The sequence below is a fragment of the Amycolatopsis sp. La24 genome (assembly GCF_029087445.1).
Lineage (GTDB): Bacteria > Actinomycetota > Actinomycetes > Mycobacteriales > Pseudonocardiaceae > Amycolatopsis > Amycolatopsis nivea.
The window spans coordinates 15,766-29,449 of sequence record NZ_JARACH010000090.1 but is presented as its reverse complement, the minus strand read 5'-3'; the positions used below and the strand labels follow the sequence as shown (position 1 = coordinate 29,449).

At 70.7% G+C, this 13,684-nt stretch carries 8 protein-coding genes; 2 read left to right on the top strand and 6 right to left on the bottom strand.

Annotated features, from left to right (window positions below; genetic code table 11):
• Positions 1-576 precede the first annotated feature (576 nt).
• The 5 genes from PUT80_RS43345 to PUT80_RS43325 all read right to left on the bottom strand — a co-directional run bounded on the left by PUT80_RS43345 (position 577) and on the right by PUT80_RS43325 (position 9,615).
• The gene (locus tag PUT80_RS43345; RefSeq protein ID WP_275295596.1) at positions 577-1,986 is read right to left on the bottom strand and encodes a winged helix DNA-binding domain-containing protein; all 1,410 of its coding nucleotides are present in this window, start codon (positions 1,984-1,986) and stop codon (positions 577-579) included.
• Positions 1,987-2,040: 54 nt separating this feature from the next.
• Entirely contained in the window at positions 2,041-2,367 is a 327-nt protein-coding gene (locus PUT80_RS43340) for a hypothetical protein (protein WP_275295594.1), read from the bottom strand.
• A 142-nt stretch (positions 2,368-2,509) separates the two neighbouring features.
• A complete protein-coding gene (locus PUT80_RS43335) occupies positions 2,510-6,979 on the bottom strand; it encodes a hypothetical protein (protein ID WP_275295593.1) in 4,470 nt (1,489 codons plus the stop codon).
• Positions 6,980-7,199: 220 nt separating this feature from the next.
• The gene (locus PUT80_RS43330; RefSeq protein WP_037814632.1) at positions 7,200-8,003 is read right to left on the bottom strand and encodes a hypothetical protein; all 804 of its coding nucleotides are present in this window, start codon (positions 8,001-8,003) and stop codon (positions 7,200-7,202) included.
• 148 nt (positions 8,004-8,151) lie between these two features.
• The gene (locus PUT80_RS43325) at positions 8,152-9,615 is read right to left on the bottom strand and encodes a hypothetical protein (RefSeq protein WP_275295595.1); all 1,464 of its coding nucleotides are present in this window, start codon (positions 9,613-9,615) and stop codon (positions 8,152-8,154) included.
• 77 nt (positions 9,616-9,692) lie between these two features.
• On the opposite strand from PUT80_RS43325, the gene PUT80_RS43320 reads away from it, so the two are divergent.
• Together PUT80_RS43320 and PUT80_RS43315 are read left to right on the top strand one after the other, a co-directional pair.
• Positions 9,693-10,133, top strand: a complete 441-nt coding sequence (locus PUT80_RS43320) for a PPOX class F420-dependent oxidoreductase (RefSeq protein ID WP_037814629.1) — start codon at positions 9,693-9,695, stop codon at positions 10,131-10,133.
• 181 nt (positions 10,134-10,314) lie between these two features.
• The gene (locus tag PUT80_RS43315) at positions 10,315-12,390 is read left to right on the top strand and encodes a PQQ-dependent sugar dehydrogenase (protein WP_275295592.1); all 2,076 of its coding nucleotides are present in this window, start codon (positions 10,315-10,317) and stop codon (positions 12,388-12,390) included.
• Between the two features lie 48 nt (positions 12,391-12,438).
• On the opposite strand, the gene PUT80_RS43310 is transcribed toward PUT80_RS43315, so the two are convergent.
• Positions 12,439-13,413 (bottom strand): LLM class flavin-dependent oxidoreductase, encoded by a 975-nt coding sequence (locus PUT80_RS43310; protein ID WP_134730936.1) that lies wholly within the window; start codon positions 13,411-13,413, stop codon positions 12,439-12,441.
• Between the last annotated feature and the right edge of the window lie 271 nt (positions 13,414-13,684).

Here is a 13,684-nt window from a genome sequence, read left to right as displayed (position 1 = left end):
CGGGTTGGCCGGGTGGGGGCTTGGGGCAAGGTCGGCAGGACCGAGACGGGGTGGCTCGAGGGCTGGGCTCGGCGGGAGCGGCGCAGCAGGAGCTCGGGGCCAGGCTCGGCAGAACCCGGCCAGCAAGAGCACGACGGCCGAACTCGGCAGGGCTAGGGGGTCCGGCGGGAACCGGCACGGCATGCGCTCGGCACGGGCCCCGTCGCGCGAACGTCCGAGTGATTCGCGGCCGAGTACCGGACTCCCGCGAAGCGCACAGCGAACTCGCACCAGCCGCCGCGTCCCACGCTGCGCCGGTCTAGGTCTCCTCGGGCGAGTTGGGCAGGCGCGGCCTACCCGCCGAACCTTTAGGACATGCTTCGTTCCGGGCTCTCTTCGGCGACTCGGCAGCCGCGCGGTATACGGCCGTCCGCGTGTCCCCGGCAGGACTGGCTGCCAGGCGTCCCGAGGCTGGACAGCCTGGTCACGAGCCCGGCCACCGGGTCGTCTGGCTGTCGCCTGCCCCACCCATCGCCGGGTCGTCCGGCTCTCAGCAGCTCCACCCGCCGCCGGTCGGTTCGGCACCGTGCACGGGCGCTATCCGGACAGCTCCTTCTCCACCGGCGTGCGGAACTTCGGCACGACCCGGGCGTCTCCCAGCCAGGCGCTCAGCCGGGCTGCCTCGGCGTCCACCGCGGCGGTCTTCTCGGTTCCGATGTCCTCCAGCAGGCGCACCGCGACTTCTCCCGACGGGCGGTGGCACCAGGCTCCGACGATGCGGCCGTCGCTCCAGACCGTCGGGCCGATGTTGCCGCTGCGGTCGAACAGGGCGGGGCGGTGCGGGCCGACGTACCAGTCTCGGGACTGCCAGCCCATCGCGGTCGGGTCCAGCGCCGGGAGCAGGGCGATCCACGGGTCGGGAGCGGCGACCGGGGCCAGGTCGTCGGGCAGGGCGATCGCTGGTTCGCCGTCCAGGTCGACCTCGGCGGGGGCGACGGCGGTCAGGGCCTTTTTCGTCTGACCTGCCGTCCAGCCGGTCCACCAGCGGAGGTCGGCGACCGGGGCGGGGCCGAACGCGTGCAGCCATCGCCGGGCCAGGGTGGCTCGGGCTTCGTCTTCGGAGAGGTCTGGCCAGTCGGGGGGCCCGCCGATGGTGCCCAAGCCAGAGCCATTTGGTTGTCCGGCGGTGCCGGGTTGGGAGCGGCCTGGCTCGCTGGTTTCAGAACCCGAGCCCGCGACGCCGGGAACGGAGTGGCGCGGATTGCCAGCAGCAGAGCTCGAGGGGCCCGGCGAGTCGGCGGGAACGAGGGCGGGGCTGCCGGACCCAGCACCGGTTTTGCCTCCACGGCCAGCGCCAGAACCAGCCGACCCCTCAGCGTTTGCCAGCCAATCCGTCAACGGGGACCAGTGGTACTGCGTGCTCTGCCAGCTCCCCCGCGGCCGCCCCCGCACGATGTGGCCTTCCGCAGCCAGCTGGAACAGCACCCGGCTGGTCACGTTGCCGATCGACTCGTACGGTTTTCCCTTCGCCATCAGCAGTTGCTGCCGCAGGCGCGGTTCGTCGTCCGCCAGTTGCTGGGCGGTCGCCGATCCCCTGGCGTGCAAGGCTTTTTCGACGCTCGCCATGACCTCGTCCAGCCATTCGCCGGGACACGCGACGTTCTCCGGATGGCCCAGGGTGCCCAGCTGCTTCTCGAGCAGACGGCGTTGCCGGGCGGCGACGTCGTACGAGCACGCGGCTTGCACCACACCGGCAGTGGCGACGTCGGTGACGAAAACGGTGCGCCGCATGCCGAGGATGCGCAGCAGGGTGCGCCGGGAGTACAGCGCATCCTCGACGTCGGCGATCGAGACGTCGCGCACGCGCGACCAGGCGGACAGGTACACCGAAGCGGGATCGGTGGCGTGCAGCGCGACGACTCCGTCGACTGCTTCCTCGACGGTCGTCGCCCGTGCCGCGAGGTGGTGGCGTGCGCCGAGGCGGGCCCGGCGTTGGGCGAGGGTCATCTTCACGGCTCGATTCCTACCAGCTAGGTCCGACAAAAAACCCATCCGTGCTGGTCAGGAGGATGCGAGCAGGGCACCGCGCGCGTGGTGCCGGAACCAGGCCTGGGCGGGGTCGGCGGCGGTCCGGGGGTGCCAGGCCAAGCCCAGTTCGACGGACGGCAGGTCGAGCGGGATGGCGAACGTCAGCAGGCCCAGGGCGGCCGGCAAGGGGTCCAGCCAGCCTGCGATGCCGATGGTCAGCAGGTCGCTTTCGCTCGCCAGGATCAGGGCGCTCGGGTGGCCGGGACCGACCGCGGCGACCCGCGCGGACGGAATTCCCGCTGATCCGGACGGCCGGATCGCGTTCGTGTCCGGGGCGGCTTCGACCGAGGTGGAGGTCATCGATCTCGAGACCCGCACCCTGGTGACCACATTGGACACTGAAGCGGCCGGGGCGGCAGGCGGTCACGGGCTGGCGTACGTGCCCGTCAGCTGACGGATCTCGGCGCGCGGTGTGCCGCCCTGGCAGACCGCGCGCCAGCCGTCAGGCCGGTTGTTCTTCTTCGGCGGACGAGTCCGCCGCGGGAGCGGAAGACCCCCGGCTGAACATCCGCGTCGCCGAAAGCCGGGCGACCCCGTCGGGATCCCCGAGGTCGTCGAGGGAATTCCGGATCGTCGCGTCCACCGACAGGTACTTCCGCCCGGCCCGCAGGTCCGCGTCGTTGCGCAGCCGCACGATCAGCGGGAATTCCGCCAGCGCGCCCGCGTCGAACAGACCCGTCGTGTAGATCAGCTGCACGCCCAGCGCTTCCGCGACGGCCCGCTGCAGTTCCAGCAGGTATCCGGCGGACGCACGGCCGATCGGGTTGTCCAGGAACAGCACCCCCGAATGCCGGTTCCGCGCCTTGCCCCGGTTGTTGGCGCGCAACGCGGCCAGCGTGCAGTACAGGATGATCGCCGCGGTCAGCTGCTGGCCGCCGGAGAACACGTCGCGGATTTCCGACACCCGCTGGCGTTCGGTGCGCAGCACGGAGTCCGGCTTGAGCATGTCGACCCGGTACCCCTTGGGTGCGGCGACGTGCACCCCGCGCAGCACCAGCGACAGCCCGTCGCGCTTCACGTCGCGGCCGTCGGCGGTCTTGCCCGCGGCCGCCTCGTCGACGACCTCGCCCAGTTTTTCCGCCAGCACATGGTCTTCCAGCTCGGTGAACCGGATCCGCAGGAATTCCTGGCCGGACCAGTCGCCGAGCCCGTCCGGCAGCCGCGACACCCGCTGCGCCGACCGCAGCGTGCGCAACGCGCCTTCGACCATGCCCTGCAGCCGCGTGATGATGCCGCCGCGGTGCCGGTCGATCTGCGCGAGGTCGTCGGTGAGGGTCCGCAGCCGGGGCCGCAGCGCCTCGCTCCATTCCGCCGCGTGCGCGGGAAGCTGGTCCCGCTTCACGGAAATCACCTGCTGCCGCACCGGAGTGCTGAGCTTTTCGAACCGCTTCTCGGTCGCGTACTGCGCCAGCTGGTCCGCCGCCGCGCGCACCCGCCGGTCGCCGGAATCGGCCGCCGACTGCGCGTCGTTCAGGACGGTGTTGAGCTGGTTGTACCGGGTCCGCGCGGACTCGACGTCGCCGTCGTAGGCGTCCGCGGGTTCCTCGGAACGCAAGTGCGCCAACGATTCCGACAGCAATCCGAAGCCGGACGCCGAAGCCTTGCCCGCGTCCAGCGTCGCTTCCGCCGCCGCTCGGCGCTCTTGCAGCTCTTCCCATTTCCGGGCCGCAGCAGACACTTCCAGCGAAGCCGCGTCGATCAGCTCGAGCCCGTGCTCGATGTCGCGCGGCCGCTCGGCCGGAGACGCGACGCCGGTCTGCAACGGCAGCACGTCGAGCTCTGCCCGCCGCGTCGACACCTGGCCGATCGCCTCGGTGCGTTCCTCCTCCAGCGCGTCGACGACCCGCCGTGCCCGCGCCAACGCCGCCGCCCGGGTGGAAGCGTCCGAACCGTCCGGCGTCTCCAGCAATGCCCCCGCGCGCACCCGGACCTCTTCGTCCAGCGCTTCCAAGGCCGACGACGCCGCTGCTTCAGCGGATTCCGCCTGCTCCAGCTCGGCCCGGAGATCGCTGCCGACCTCGACCTTCGCGTACGACTCGGAAGCCGACACGAAGGTGCGCCGCAACGCGTCCACCGGTTCCGAAGGCGCTTCAACGTCCTCCGGCAGCTCGGCCGCGCCAGGCACCTCAGCCAGCTCGGACCGTGCCGTCGTGACCGTGCGACGGTGTCCGTCAGCGGTCCGCTGCTCCTCCGCCGCCTGCTCGCGCAACCGCGCCGCCCGGGCCGACGCCTCAGCTGCCGACGTCTCCGCGCGTTCCGCGATTTCCGTTGCCCGCTCGACTTCTTCGGTCCACTCCGCGACGCGTGCGGCCCGAGTGGACAGCTCGCCGAGCCGACGTGCCTTCTCCTCGGCTTCCGCTGCCGCGGTCCGCAACGCGGGAACTCGCTCCCGCAAGGCAGTGATTTTTTCGCTCAACCGGGCGAATTCCGCCTCCGCTTGCGCGAGCGCGGTCTGCGCGGTCTCCCGGGCGACGCGAGCGCTTTCAGCCTGCTCAGCAAGCGTCCCGATCGCCCCGGCCGGATAGTCCTCGCGCCAGGTGGTCAGCTTCCACGTCAACGCGCCATCAGCCGCCAGCGACTCCGACAGCTGCTCCAGCCGACGCTGCCGTTCGGCGTGCCGCTGCGCCACGGCTTCCCGCTCGGTGTCCGCGGCTTCCTCGTCGTACATCGCCGGGTTCGGCGGCACGAGGAACTCGACACCCGCGGCAGCCGGACCGTCCTTTTGGAACGCGTCCGTGGTCCCGACCGCGATCACCGCGCTCGGCAGCAGCCGCGAGGCCGCCAGCACTTCCCGAGCCCGCTTCACCTGCGCCGCGTCGTTCAGCAGCACGCCGGCAACGAGCTGCGGCATCTGCTCCAGCACTTCGTCGCGCCGCACCGAGTCCAGTTTGGACAGATAACGCCAGCCCGACCACGCGGTGATTCCCGCCTGCTCCAACGCATCCAGCGCAGCCTGGACATCCTCCGGCGGCGGCAGCAGCCCGCCCGACCCGAGCGCGGCCAGCGCCCGTTCGTCGGCCGACTCTTCCATCCGCAGCGCGGTCTGTTCCTTCTCCACCGCCGCACTCGCGTCGCGCAACCGCTGCAGCAGCACCGGAAGATCGCTCTCCAGCTTGACGTCGTCCGCGCCGAGCAGCTCCATCAACCGCGGTTCCGCGGCCAGCGCGTCGGTCCGCCGGTGCGCGCGTTCGAGGTCTTCGGCCGCCCGCACGAGACGGTCCTGAGTGGACCCGGCGAGCTGATGCGCCTCGTTCACCGAACGCTGCGCCGCTTGCAGATCCTCGCCGACGCGGTCGAGTTCCTGTTCCCGGCGAACGGATTCCGCCGCCGCGGCCTCGGCTTCCGCCCGCGCGGACCGCGCGGCTTCGGCGACATCCGCCCCGGACGGCAACAGTCCACTTCGGACCGATTCGGAAATTTCCTCGCGCAGCTCAGCAATCCGTGACGACAGTCCACGCGCCTCAGCCCGGCGCCCGGCAGCCAGGTTCGCCGCCTCGTCCCGCTCGACCTGCGCCTTCTCCGCTTCGGCACGCAACGCGTCCGCGTGCGCCTCGGCTTTGTCCGCCTGCCGCTGCGCGTCACGAGCCAGCGAAAGCAAACCGCGCCCCAACGCGACCGCCGCCGCATCCCGGGCGGCCAACGCGGGCTTCGCCTTCTCCTCGCGGTTTCCGACCAGCTCACGCAGGTCTTTCGCCTTGCGCGCAGCGTTCAACCGGTTCAGCACGGTCGCGGTTTCACGCCACGCTTCCGCCTGCGTCTTCGCCTCGGCCAGCTCGCCGTCGACGCGCTCGCGTTCGATCTGCGCTTCTTCCAACCGCAGCACCGCGACCAGCCGCCGCAGCTCGGTCACGCCCGCGGTCAGCCGCCGATGGTCGCCCTCGGCGAGCTTTTCCGCACTGCGCACTTCCTCGACGTGTTCTTCCAGCCCCGACAGCCGCGCGTTCTCCAGCTCGTTGCGCGCGTGGATCCGCCCGGCCAGCTCTCCGAGATCCTCGCGCGCCGATTCGGCGATCCGCCGCGAAGCCGCGGCCACGCCTTCCTCCTCGGCCAGCGGACCGAGCAGTTCCAGCGCACCCTCGACGAATTCCTTCTCCGCCATCAGATCGCCGCGCTGCGCGAGGTTGTTCGCGTACGTCGACACGACCTCGGCGAGGTCCTTCGGCTCGTCCTCGGACAGCACCGCGCGCAGCAGGAACTCCACGAACGCCTCGTCGGTGGAGAACTGGAACGCGTCGGCCGCCTCGCCCTCGCCCGCGTTCATCGCGCGCTGGTAGCGGAACAGCTCGGTGTCGAGGCCGAGCTGGTCGAGCCGCCCGGTCCACTCGTGGTGCCGGCGCGTCCAGAACAGCTCCAGCTCCGGTTCGGCCATCGCCGCGCCCGCGATCCGGTCGTGGAACCCGGACATCGTCAGCAGGCGGCCGTCCTCGGTCAGCGGCAGCGAATCGAGCGCGACGTCGGCGGTCGGGCGGAAGCAGTACCAGGAGTCGACGAGGTTTTCCGAGTCCGCCGACGTCACGTGCCCGCGCCACTCCGACACCTTGCCGGTGATCACCCGCTGGCCGGTCTCGACGTGCAGCCACTCCAGCACCACGTGCGCGACGTCCTTGGCCGTCACGAACTTCTCCAGCACCTTCGTGCTCGTGGTGCCGACGACCTGGCGCCGCCCGGGCAGCATCACCGAGAAGATCAGCTTGATCAGCACGGACTTGCCGCCGCCGTTCTCCAGGAACAGCACGCTCGCCGGCGACGGGCGGCGCACCGGCCCGCCGGCGTGGATGCCCGCGGAGAACAGCGCGTCCTGCTTCGGCGCGGTGATCGTGGCCCCGACGCCGCTGAAGTCCAGCACCACGTCCTGGTACCGGGCGCCCGCCGGGCCCACCGAATGCAGGCGGACCCGCGAAAGCTCGTACATTCCCGTCCCCTCTACCGCGCCTGCTGGTCCGTGAAGGGCCCCTTCACGGACACTGATTCCCATGCCGGGGGCTCAAGCCGAGCGGCCTCACCCGATTGATGCCCGCAGGACCGCTTCCGCGAGTCCGTGAGGGGAACCCTGAGGGAATCTGATTCCCTGAGGGTTCCCCTCACGGCCGGCACATCGTCCCGCCGCCCGCGCCGCTTCAAGGCCCCGGCCCTCATTGCAGCGTGTCCGAGGCCGTCGCGCGCAGCGTTCCCCCGGCCCCGGCGACCGCGACGACGTCGAGCGCGAGCAGGTCGTCGAACGCGGCGTCCGCCGCCAGCTCCCGCACCTGGATCTGGTACCGCGGCGTCGTGCGGTAGGTGCCGCCCTGCTCGTCGCTCACCTGCACCAGAAAGCCTTGATCGGCAAGGAATCGCAGCGCCCGCGACACCATGCCGCGCGTGGTGTCCGCCGCCATCCGGCCGTCCTTCGTCGCCGCTGCGGCCGGACGTCGAGCGTACGCGCGCCACGCCTGCTCCAGCTCCGGCGCGTCCGCGAGCGGGTCGTTGTTCGCCTCGGCCAGCTGCGCGCGCTCGTCGAGCACCCGCGCGGCTTCGCGGACCATCGCGTCGACCTGCTCGACGCTCACCCGGCCGATGTAGGTGTCGTTGGCCAGGTCGTCCGGCCGCGGGTAGCCGAGCGCGGCCGTCGCGAGGTGGATCAGGCCGTGCAGCACCTTTTCCGTCTCGCGCCGCTCGCGGATCTTGGCCTGCCGCGCGTAGCTGTCCATCTTGATCTCGAAGACGGACTCGTCGGTGGCCGCGAGCACGCATCCGGCCTGCTGCGTCACCTCCAGCACCATCAGCCCGAGCCCGGACGCGACCGCGTGGGTGAGCGCCTTGAACGCGTTGTCCTCGCCGTAGCGGCGCACCAGCTCGCCGTACACGACGTCGCGGGCGGGCAACTGCTTCGGGCGCATCCCGAACGCGACGAGGCGCGCGGCGGCCTCGGCGTCGACGCTCGTGTGCGTCACCGGCATCAGGCGACCTCCTCGGTCTCGTCATGGCCTGCCGCGAAGCGCCCCAATGTGGCGTTGGGTGCATCCCACGCACCGAATGCCGCATTGGGTGCATCTGACGCACCCAATGCCACATTGGGGCGGTCGGGTCGCCGCCGGAAAACGGGCATCAGGCGACCTCCTCGGTCTCGTCGTCAGCTCGTTCGACCTCCGCGGTGATCAGCAGCAGATCGGCCCCGCCGAACTCCGGGTCGTCGAGCAGGGTGCCGTCGTCGACGGCGAGCAGCACCTGGCGTTCCCCCTGCCGGCGCGCCGCGCCGACCTCGGGACTGTAGGCGTGCAGCGCACGCAGCGCGACCAGGGACGCCAGGTTCGGCTGCCCGGAGCGGCGCGCGTCCTCCAGCAGCCCGGACAGCCGGCGCGGCACGTCGGGCAGGTCGAGCAGTTCGTCGGCGAGCCGCCACACGTCGTCGCCGAACCGGTCGGTCACCTCGGCGGGCACCAGCTCCGGCTCCGGCACCTCGCCGACCAGCTGGTCGCGTTCCGGGGCGGGCCGCAGCAGCAGGGACACCAGCGAGGACAGCGACGGCACGACCGGCGTCGTGATCCCGGCGACGGCGTGGAAGAAGTGCTCGGCGGGCGCGGTGGCGTCGGCGAGCGGCAGCCCGAGCGTCGGCATCAGGAGCTGGCCGAACAGGTCGATCGTGGCCCGCTGCGGCGGTCCGGAGAACTGCTGGCGGTCCTGTTCGGCGCGGAAGACCGCGCCCGCGTCGGCGAGCCGCGACTGGAGGCGGGTGTGCCGCCGGATGCAGTCAGCGACGATGTCGACCAGTTCGGCGGCGCGGCGCTTGTGGTCGGCGTCCTCGGACTCGTCGCGCGCGGTGGTGATGTTCTTCAGGATCGCGTTCTCCGCGCGGAACCGGGACTCGATGTGCCCGAGCGCCGATTCGATCAGCTCCGGCACCTCGCTCTCCCAGTCGACCGCGCGCACGTCGCGGCGGGTCGCGTCGAGCTTCGCGCGCAGCGTCTCGCCGTACTGCACGGTGCGGTAGCGCGCCTGCTCGGCGGCGAGCTTCGCGTCGGCGAGGCGGCCGCGGTTGATCAGGTTCTCCAGCTTCACCTCGGCCGCGATCTGCGCCGACTCGACGTCCGTGTCCAGCGCGCCGACCAGCACGTTGATCGCCTCGTCGGTGGCGCGCAGGTACACCTCGCCGTCGGGGGCGGCCAGCTCGACCAGCAGCTTGAAGTCGAACTGGCGGCGCTGGTAGCCGCCGGGGCCGAGCGAGCCGTACACGCGCCGGAAGCCGCGATCGGTGGTGCCGACGTTGATCAGGTTGTCCAGCACCCACTTCGCCACGCGCACGTGCTCTTCCGGCATCCGCGAGGGCGCCTGCAGCGAGATGAACGGCAGCAGCCGGTCGATCACCTGGTCGTGGCCCGCGCCGGTGTCGAAGTCCATCGCGATGGTGACCTGGTCGATCGTGTGCAGCGCGATCTCGGCCATCTGGTACACCGTGGCGTCGGCCCAGTCGAGCTTCGCCTTGCGCGCGTCGAGGTCGTGCAACGGCGCGGTGCAGGCGAGCGCCTTCAGCCGACGGGTCAGCCCCTCGTCGGCGAGCCCAGCGGCGCCCATCTCGTCGTATCGCACAGCAGGTCAGGCTAGTCGGCCCGGCCGGGAGCCCGCACACGCGGACGGCTAGCGTGGCGGGCATGCGGGAGATGACCAGGGCGGAGTGGTGGAAGTTCGCGAGCGAGGGCACGCGGACCGGGATGCTGGGGATCGTGCGGGCCAACGGGGCCCCGGTCGTCACGCCGGTGTGGTTCTTGCTGAACGAGGGACCGAACGGCGACGAGCTGATCTTCACCACCGGCACGGACACGCTCAAGGGCAAGGCCCTGCGCCGCGACGCGCGGCTCTCGCTCGCGGTGGACGACCAGCGGCCGCCGTTCTCGTACGTCCAGTTCACCGCCGAGGCGGAACTGCACCACGACTACGACGAAATGCTGGAGTGGGCCACCCGGCTCGGCGCGCGGTACATGGGCGAGGAGAACGGCCCGGCCTACGGCAAGCGCAACGCCGTCCCCGAAGAATCCCTCGTCCGGGCGAGGATCACGAAGGTGATCGCGCGGGCGGACATCGCCGGCTTCTGACCTACGCGTTCTTTCTGCTCGCGCTCCGCGGCCACGGCTGCGGAGCGTAATGCCGCGATCGCACTATTGACACCGCACCTGCCGAGGGTGTGTGATCTGTCCCGATAAATAGGAAACTTTCCTAACGAAGACCGTGCAGTTCCCCGCCGCCGCCCCGATCCCCCTCAAGCAGGAGGCCCCCGTGGCACGACGCTCGACGTTGAGCGCGCTGTTCGCCGGTACCGCGGCGACCGCGCTCGGCTGCGCACTGCTGACCCCCGTGACCGCCACCGCGGCGACCGGGGATTACGAGTCCGAGGACGCGACGCTCTCCCAGGCCAAAATCGCCACGAACCACTCCGGCTACTCCGGCAAGGGATTCGTGGATTTCGAAAACGTCGTCGGCAGCTACGCCGACTACTCGGTCAACGCGGCACAGGCCGGCACGCACACGCTGACTTTCCGCTATGCCAACGGAACCGCCGACGACCGGCCGATGAAGCTCGTGGTCGACGGCGGCGACAAGGGCACGGTTTCCTTCCCCGGCACGGGTTCCTGGACGACGTGGAAGACCGTCACTGCGACCGTCCAGCTCACCGCGGGCGTCAACCACGTCCGCACCGTTTCGGCGTCCGCGAACGGCGGGCCCAACACCGACAAGATCACCGACAGCTTCAGCGCCCCGGTCGACACCGAGCCGCCGACGCCGCCGAAGAACTTCCAGGCGTCGAACATCCGGCCCACCGCGGCCGATTTCCGCTGGGACGCGGCGACGGACAACGTCGGCGTCACGCGGTACGAGATCAACCGCGGCGGCAACACGCTGAAGGTCGTGGACGGCAAGACCACCTCGGCGACCGTCGACCAGCTGACGCCGAACACGTCGTACGACATCTCGGTGATCGCCTACGACGCGGCGGGCAACCCGTCCCAGCCGAGCAACGTCGTCGGCGTGAAAACCCCGCCCAGCGACGACAAAACCCCGCCGAGCGTGCCCGGTTCGCTCAAGGTCACAGGCAGCACCTCGGACAGCATTTCGTTGTCCTGGAAGGCTTCCACCGACGACAGCGGCTCGATCGCGGGCTACGACGTGTACCAGGGCGGCACCGTCGTCTCGACCACGTCGCAGACTTCGGCGACGGTCACCGACCTCAAGCCGAACACGTCCTACACGTTCACGGTGAAAGCCCGTGACCCCAACGGAAACGCCTCCGCGGCAAGCAACGCGGTCACCGCGAAGACGACCAGCAGCAGCGGCGCGGGCGGCGGAATCCCGTCGTACGACAAGGACATCGCGAAGGTCGACCTCGGCTGGGCGGTCGGTTTCCTGCCGAACGGCAACGCCTTGGTGACCGAACGGGACCGGTTCGAGCTGCTGCAGATCACCCCGGACGGCAAGAAGACGACGCTCGGCAAGATCCCCGGCGTGGTCACCACGAACGGCGAGGGCGGCCTGCTCGGGCTGGCGATTTCGCCGCAGTGGAACACCGATCACGCGGTGTACCTGTACCACACGTCGTCCAGCGACAACCGGATCGTGAAGGTCACCTACGACGGCACCACGCTGTCGAAGACCACCACGCCGGTGCTGACCGGGATGTCGAAGAACCAGTACCACAACGGCGGCCGGATCGCGTTCGGTCCGGACGGCAAGCTGTACGCCACCGTCGGCGACGCGAAGGTCAAGGCCAACGCGCAGAACAAGAGCTCGCTCAACGGCAAGATCCTCCGGCTCAACCCGGACGGTTCCGCGCCGAGCGACAACCCGTTCTACGCCACCGGCGGCAACGCGCGGTACGTCTGGAGCTACGGGCACCGCAACCCGCAGGGCCTCGCCTGGGATTCGCAGGGGCGGCTGTGGTCGTCGGAGTTCGGCGAGAGCAGCCAGGACGAGCTGAACCTGATCCAGAAGGGCGGCAACTACGGCTGGTCGGCGTGCGAGGGCACGATCGGCGACTGCAAGGGGACGATCGCGCCGAAGAAGACGTGGCCGACCTCGCAGGCCGGGCCGTCGGGCATCGAGATCGTGAACGACTGGATCTACATCGCGGCGGTGACCGGCAAGCAGTTGTTCGCGACGCAGATCAAGGGCGACAGCATCGGCACCGTGTCGGCGGTGTTCTCCGGCCGCTGGGGCCGGCTGCGCTCGGTGACCAAGACGCCGGACGGGCGCCTCTGGGTGACCTCGACGAACAACGACAAGCTCGGCGGCACGCCGGACACCATCGACAACGTGGTGGTGCAGCTGAAGTTCCCCGGCGCGGCGTTCGCCGGATAAAGCCGCGGCAGGGGTGACCGGAGCGGCGCCGGTCACCCCTGCCGCACCTTATTCTTTCACCAGTTCGTAGCAGCGGATCCGCGCCTTCGCGTCGAAGACCGGCACCGTGACCATGATTTCGTCCGCGCCGGTCTGCTTCGCCAGCTCCGCGAGCCGCGCCTGGACCTGCTCCCGCTCGCCGTACGCCTGAGCCGCGCGGAAGTGTTCGAGCTGCGGAACCATCTCCGGCGCGAACTCGTACCCGGCGGCCTCGTCCGGCGTGAGCATCGGCTGATCTCCCCCACCACCGGTGAGCAGATGGGACTTGAGGACGTTCATCGGCCCGGAGAGGTATTCGGCTTCGGCCTCGGTGTCCGCGCAGATCGTCTCGACGCACAACAGCACGTACGGCTCGGAGCGCCACTTCGACGGCCTGAACTTCTCCCGGTACCGCTCCAGTGAGGGAGCCGTGTTGTCCGGCCGGATGTGATGCGCGAACGCGATCGGCAACCCGCGCTCGGCCGCCACCTCCGCGCCCGCCGGACTGGAACTGAGCAGCCACGGCTCCGGCACGGTCACCCCGCCGGGGAGGACCTTGTCGCTGCCGAGGTGCTTCAGGAGCTCGTCGACGTCAGCGTGATAGTCGGCTTCCCCGGCCGGCTCGGCTCCGCGGCGCAGCGCCCGGATGATGTCCGGATCGAGCGCACCGGGCCCCCGTCCCACCCCGAGATCGACCCGGCCGCCGTTGAGCGCGGACAGCGTGCCGAACTGCTCAGCCAACGCGAACGGCGCGTGATTGGGCGCGAGAACGCCGCCAGACCCGACCCGGACCCGGGACGTCACCGCGCCCGCGTGCGCCGCGAGCACCTGCGGGGAGGCACTGGCGATGGCCGGGGAACCGTGATGCTCGGCAAACCAGAGCCTGCGGTAGCCGAGCTCGTCGACCCGGCGCGCGACAGCGGAGAGCGGTTCGAGCGCCGCGGTGGCCGACTGCCCGGCCTCGACCAGCGCGAGTTCAAGTGCGGAGAGCGGCAGATCGATCATGCCCCCTACGGTAGCGAAGACGGTGGTGTGGCGGGGGTGATTTGTCCACTGTGGACGAAGTCTTGACGACCGGGGCGGGTCTCTCGGCGGGGCGGGCCTGGCGGCGGAGCGGGCTCGGCGGCGAAGAGGGCTCGGCGGTGGGGCGGGACGGGCAGGTGCCGCGGAAAACGCAGGGTGGGGTGGGGCGTGGTGCGGAAGGCGCAGCGGGAGGTTCGCGGGCCAAGGGATGATGCCGGGCTCGGCCAGCGCGGCGAGGTTCTTCGGCATGCGC

Coding starts and splice junctions, on each gene's coding strand:
- PUT80_RS43345 (WP_275295596.1), bottom strand. CDS start 1,986: ATGACCCTCGCCCAACGCCGGGCCCGCCTCGGCGCACGCCACCACCTC.
- PUT80_RS43340 (WP_275295594.1), bottom strand. CDS start 2,367: ATGACCTCCACCTCGGTCGAAGCCGCCCCGGACACGAACGCGATCCGG.
- PUT80_RS43335 (WP_275295593.1), bottom strand. CDS start 6,979: ATGTACGAGCTTTCGCGGGTCCGCCTGCATTCGGTGGGCCCGGCGGGC.
- PUT80_RS43330 (WP_037814632.1), bottom strand. CDS start 8,003: ATGCCGGTGACGCACACGAGCGTCGACGCCGAGGCCGCCGCGCGCCTC.
- PUT80_RS43325 (WP_275295595.1), bottom strand. CDS start 9,615: ATGGGCGCCGCTGGGCTCGCCGACGAGGGGCTGACCCGTCGGCTGAAG.
- PUT80_RS43320 (WP_037814629.1), top strand. CDS start 9,693: ATGCGGGAGATGACCAGGGCGGAGTGGTGGAAGTTCGCGAGCGAGGGC.
- PUT80_RS43310 (WP_134730936.1), bottom strand. CDS start 13,413: ATGATCGATCTGCCGCTCTCCGCACTTGAACTCGCGCTGGTCGAGGCC.